This window comes from Pedobacter sp. 01T416_2, assembly GCF_056398925.1.
The window spans coordinates 1-6,051 of the sequence record NZ_JBFTQI010000344.1 but is presented as its reverse complement, the minus strand read 5'-3'; the positions used below and the strand labels follow the sequence as shown (position 1 = coordinate 6,051).

Genomic DNA, 6,051 nt, shown 5'->3' with positions numbered 1-6,051 from the left:
ATGCAACAGTTATTGCTTCGGCTAAATATGGTAAAGGAACAGTAATTGCCATTGCCGATCCATGGTTATATGACGAATATGTTAACGGACGTTTACCAAAAGAAATGGGTTTCGAAAATGATAAAGCAGCTGCTGATGTAGTGGCATGGTTAAAAAAACTGTCGAAAAAATAACGCTATTAAAGTTTATCTAGTTTAAAATAACCCAAATGAATTTCATCTTCAGGTAAATCGCCTGAAGATGTTTTTATTTCGATATGGTATTTTTGCTTCGATTCTTCGCTTAAAATATCTTCAATTTTATAAATATCGTCTACATCAATGCCATACTTTTCATCGATGTGGGCATTGGCGCCTTTTATCGAATTGGTTTTAAAGAATACCGTTTTCTTTGCTTCTTGTATAGCCTTCGCCCTTTCATCATGTACAGATAAAACAATATAATGTTGTTCGTATAGTTGGTTCGATTGGTAGCCACCAAGGTTAATGAAAAATAGTTTATTAGCAGAAAGAGTAGTATGGTTCTCTCTTAATTTGATGTTGATTTCGTAATTATCAACCTTATTCACTTCCCTCCAGCCATCTATATGTATACTGGTTCCTGCTTCGGGYCAAAAAGCTTTAATTTCGGGAACAAGCGCTTTAAGCGAATGGGCAATGCCAAAGAAATAATCGTGCTGTTCTACATTTCTTTTCGGTGCTTTCGATCCCAATAAAAGCATGTATAGTTTAGGTTGCTGTTCGTCCATATTTTAATTGATTGCCTTTTCTTTTAACAGCTACAATTATAATTGGTTTGTGATTTTCTATCTTCTTTTAACCGCAGAGAACACAAAGAGAGGACGCAGAGAACACAAAGCTAGAGATCATGCAGCCTAAACTTTCATTATAAATCCGATAGTAGTGGATGCCGATTCTTTACCGAAAAATCGGCACTGAATTAGCATTGGCTGGAACGATAGCGGGACTACCAAATCCCATGGAATACTGACATTTATTTCCGAAACCTAAAAGTGCAATAAACATCATTTATATTGATCTTTATGAAATAAATTATCTCTATCAATGACGGATCCCAACAGCGTGGTCGTCTTTCCCGCGCAGGCGGGAATCTTAAAGCGCTTGCATTACGATTCCCAATCAAGTTGGGAATGACGAACCGCCAAAACCTGTCATCAATACTCCGATGTATTTGAAAAATTCTAACCTCTATCAATGATAGATTCTAAAAATTGGCGTCATCGACTGGAGTGCAACGGAATGGAGAGATCTTTTCAATTCCATTATCCTCTTTACATTTTCCATCGATTTAAAACAATTTCGCTTTTTTAAGATTATATCACCTACAGGTTATCACCTGCTATTTTCGCCAACTAAATAAAACGCGTCAAGAATAAATGAATACAGCTACTGCAAACAAAAGAATTGCCATTATAGGTGGAGGACCCAGTGGTCTGTTCATGTACAAAAGATTAGTTGAGTCTAAAGCCACCAACTTCGAAATAGAGATCTTCGAGCGCAAAGACTATTTAGGGGCAGGTATGCCTTATAGTACCGAAGGAGCTAATGTAGAACATATAACCAATGTATCCGATAATGAAATTCCGATCATTTTTAATTCTATAGAAGATTGGGTTAAAATAGCACCTAAAGCGGTTTTAAAAAAGTTTAACATCAGCGAAGAGAAATTTAACGAATACAAAGTATTGCCCAGGCTATTTTTTGGCGAATACTTATCTGCTCAGTTTAATCTCCTGAAAGAAGTTGCGGCTAAAAAAGGAATCAAAACCAATGCCCACTTAAATTGCATTGTAGAAGATATTATTGATGTTCCTGATGACAATGCAGTGGCCGTATGTGTTCAAAATCATGATAAACTTTATTTCGATCAGGTTATTATCTGTACCGGGCACAATTGGCCTAAAAAATATGAGGGCAGGATTCCTAATTATTTCGATTCTCCATACCCACCTAAAAAAATAGAGTTAAAACTTAACCACGCTGTTGGCATTATGGGTTCATCATTAACGGCGATTGATGCCCTAAGAACACTGGCCAGGCAGAACGGCAAGTTTGAAGACAATGAGGATGGAACCTATCGTTATCATTTAGAAAGCAAGGGATTTAAAATTGTAATGCATTCGCGCAGTGGTTTATTACCTGCTATTCGCTTTCATTTGGAAGATTCACATTTAGGAAAGGAAGAAACGCTCAGCAAAGCCGAAATTCAGGCGAGTATAGCTAAGAACGGAGGATTTTTACCCTTGGATTTTGTATTTGAAAAGAATTTCAAGGAAATGTTCATTGAAAAGGATCCTGTTTTTTATGAGCAGATTAAAGAAATGAACCTCGAGGAGTTTGTGGAGGCCATGATGGCATTTAGAGAAAAAATAGAACCTTTCGACCTTTTTAAGAAAGAATACGAGGAGGCCGAAAAATCTATAGAAAAGCGGAAATCTATTTATTGGAAAGAGGCCCTGGCTGTTTTAAGTTTTGCCATGAATTATCCTGCTAAGTACCTTTCCGCTGAAGATATGCAGCGGCTCCAAAAGGTATTGATGCCCTTAATTTCTATTGTAATTGCATTTGTACCCCAAAGTTCGTGCAGAGAATTATTAGCACTTCATGAGGCTGGTGTGTTAAGCATTGTTGCCGTTGGAGATGATGCTGAAGTAGAACCGTTAAAAACAGGCGGGGCCGATTATCATTATAAGGTAGATGATCAAGAGATAACCGTTCACTTCGATACCTTTATCGATTGTGTTGGTCAGCCACATCTTTCTTTCAATGATTTTCCATTTAAAAGTTTAATCAAGAATGGAACAGTTAGTCCGGCCATGTTGCAGTTCCAATCTGCTGAGAACGGAAAAGAAGAAATGAAGCATAATGATTTAGTGATAAGGAAAGGCAATACTTACTTTTTAACTGTACCTGGTATCACTATCAATGATCATTTTCAGGTGGTTAATGAAGCGGGGCAAATGAATGAAAGAATCTATATTATGGCCGTTCCGTACATTGGTGGTTATAACCCCGATTATTCCGGAATCGATTTCTGTGAAGCCGCATCGGAGGCGGTATTGAAGCGYGTTTTAGTAGAGAATAAGTTTGCTTAATAAGATTTTCTGCATAGTTTCATGTATTCCTGATCACAGGAACGCTGTACTAAAATAAGTCTCATTTATGAAGTCAGTTTGTACTGTTTCTACAAAAAATACAGTTAGTAAAACGGTTTATGATTTACTGTTTTAAAAATAGTAAACAACAGTTTTTTGAAAAATAATTTATTAGGCTGATGTTTGATTTCTTTTGTAATTCAGAACAGAAATTACTTAAAAATAATATGCTTGATTTTTTTTTTAAAGAAAAAAAATTGCCTAACGTAGTGTTGCGGCTTGTTTTGTGTGAAAAAACAAACGTTTGCGCTCATTTTAACTGGTGTCTTTTTTCTAATACAATTTTAGCGATATTGGAGAATCYTGAATACTTGTACTTTAATCAAAATGTGGTTGGTATAAGTTAATTTTTGAACAGCATGTAAATGTTGTTTTTTGGTTTTGCTGGTAAGTTTTATTATCGGGAAGAATATTTTCTAGTGTAAGGGTAGAAATCTACTTCTTAGTAGCTTGTGCTTAAGCAATTAATAAACATATAGTTTTATTTTACTCCTTTTTTTAAGCAAACGTTTGCGTTAAGAAAAAATAAAAAACAACTTTCTTAATATATACCTTGCATTAACAAATCACAACTAGCCGATATTTTATTTTACTATTACGAGCAAAAAACTGTTAAACTAACAGGGAATAATTAATAAATAAAATAATAAAACCTCTAACCAGGGTATACAAACAAACAAACAAACAAACAAACAAAAACTAATCATTCTGGGCAATATATTTTGCTTTAAGAATTAATACTAACCATTCCAAACCACATTCCATGATCAAAAATTTTACTTTTTGTCTTAAGGCATTGTTTTGCCCAAAATCTCAAATCGAGATAATTTCTTAATTACATTTTTAACAATCCAGCTTCTTCTTTAAACACTTAAACTTTTAATTAAACTAATAAAATGGTTAAAATTTATACAAGCGTTTGTATTGCCTTGTTTTTATCGGTTTTTGGATCGCAATCTTTATACGCCCACGGGGCATGCCTTAAAATGGCTAATGACAGTTATTTTGTTTTTCAACAAGATACGACTAAAGCCAAAAAAGATTCGACTGCTTATTCCATTAAAACCGATACAATTGGCCAAATGGTTAGAGCACTGCAGAAATTCAAAAATGTGCGAGATACAATTAATATCCGTGCATCAAATCCAGTACCAAATTTATCACTACAGCAAATTGTTAAGGGAAATTTAGCAGGCGTATATGTGCAAGAGCCAAACGGCGAACCTGGTACAGAACAAAGTATGATGATTCAAGGAACATCAGGATTGTTGTTCAATAAAAAGGATATTTATGCTTTGCAGCCTGCCGTTTATTTAAATGGTGTGCCCTTGGTACAGGATAATCCTTTTGCTTTTGATGTGCAAAAGTATGATTACAATAGGATTGGTCCAGCTACCAATTTACTTTCACAAATCAATATCAATAACATACAATCTATAGTTGTTGTTAAAGATCCTTATGAATTAGCTAAGTTAGGGCCTAATGCGGCAAATGGAGCAATATATATAACCACCAAAAATGCCAGGGGAGGTTTAAGGGATATTAGTGTAAATTCTTATTTTGGATATGTAACAGCTCCCAAAGTAAATACAGTTAATGGAGTTTATGAAAATAATTTCAGAAAACCTTTTTATCAAAAATACGCTAATGCTCAAAATTTAGCCAGTTATGCCTCTTATTTAAAAGATTCAACTAATACAGCATATTATGGTCCATCAAACTGGAATGATCTTTATTACCAAAATACGCCCACATTTTCGGCTGATTTAGGGATTACTGGCGGAAGTGATCGGGCTAATTTTAGGTTTTTCGGTTCTGGAACAAAAAATGCGGGTAACGCCGATAATACTGATATCAAAAGATACAACTTGTTTTTTGGTATCAATATGGCGCCGTTTAAATGGATTACGGTATCAAGTACAGTAAATGCTTCAAGATTAGATCGTATTAGAAATAATAGCTTAAGAGATCGTTTTGCCGAGCAACGTTATATTCCTGATTTATCAAATCCATTGTCTCCAAATGCTGCTATTTATCAAGGTTTTTTAACTGAAACTGAAAAAAATGTTGACAATAACAGGTCAAGCATTTTAAATGGAAACTTAATTCTAGCTGCAAAAGTTAATAAGATAGCTATCACTTCAAGTTTAATTTTTGATTATAACGAGGGTGTTCGTGATTATTTTATCCCTTCAACATTAATAGATGGCGTTAACTATATCTCAAATTATTTCGGTTATAGTCAGCGCATACTAATAAATAACAATGCTGCTTATAAATTCGAAATCAATAAAAACCATGCTATTGATTTTGAGATAGGTCAAAGTTTTCAAGGCGATACCTATAAATATAATTATGCTAGAGCCTACGGTGATACCAAAAATGATTTTATTAAGCTACTTAAGGTAAATGGAAATTCAAATGATAACGACTATTTAGCTACTAATGGCTTTTATGTTTTCAGATATATTGATAAAGAGAAAAATAATTTATTGTCTTTTTATGGTTCGGCTAAGTATAGCTATAAAAACCTCTTAACTGTTAACGCCATTGTTAGAAGAGATGGCTCTTCTAACGGTCAACCAGATAGCCGATGGGTAACTACCTCGGCATTTAATGCTAACTATAACCTTAAGGAACAGTTCTTAAAAACAAACTCAACTTTTAATGGCTTAAATGTAAGTGCAGGATGGGGTAGGACGCTTAGGATATTTTTGGATGATCGTTTTGCAGCCGGACCTCAATACAGGTCTGAAAATGGATGGTTTGAAGAACCTACAATTCCGGGTTATGGTAGTAGATTGGGTATCAATAGACCCTATGGAAGCGGTTTTATAGGTTATGGCATTTCTTTACCTTATGCTGAAAGAACTAAC

Annotated in this window: 3 protein-coding genes; 2 read left to right on the top strand and 1 reads right to left on the bottom strand. The window is 34.6% G+C overall.

Annotated elements, in window-relative coordinates; genetic code table 11:
* Window positions 1–178: 178 nt before the first annotated feature.
* Window positions 179–748: a DUF1543 domain-containing protein gene (locus AC1DPQ_RS15090; protein WP_477610036.1), complete on the bottom strand. Its 570-nt coding sequence runs from the start codon at window positions 746–748 to the stop codon at window positions 179–181.
* 648 nt (window positions 749–1,396) lie between these two features.
* Between AC1DPQ_RS15090 and AC1DPQ_RS15085 the strand changes: the two genes are divergently transcribed.
* Both AC1DPQ_RS15085 and AC1DPQ_RS15080 read left to right on the top strand, forming a co-directional pair.
* Window positions 1,397–3,115, top strand: coding sequence for an FAD/NAD(P)-binding protein (locus tag AC1DPQ_RS15085; RefSeq protein ID WP_477610034.1), 1,719 nt, complete (start codon window positions 1,397–1,399; stop codon window positions 3,113–3,115).
* Window positions 3,116–4,071: 956 nt separating this feature from the next.
* On the top strand, window positions 4,072–6,051 hold a 1,980-nt coding region (locus AC1DPQ_RS15080), incomplete at its 3' end, for a TonB-dependent receptor plug domain-containing protein (protein ID WP_477610032.1).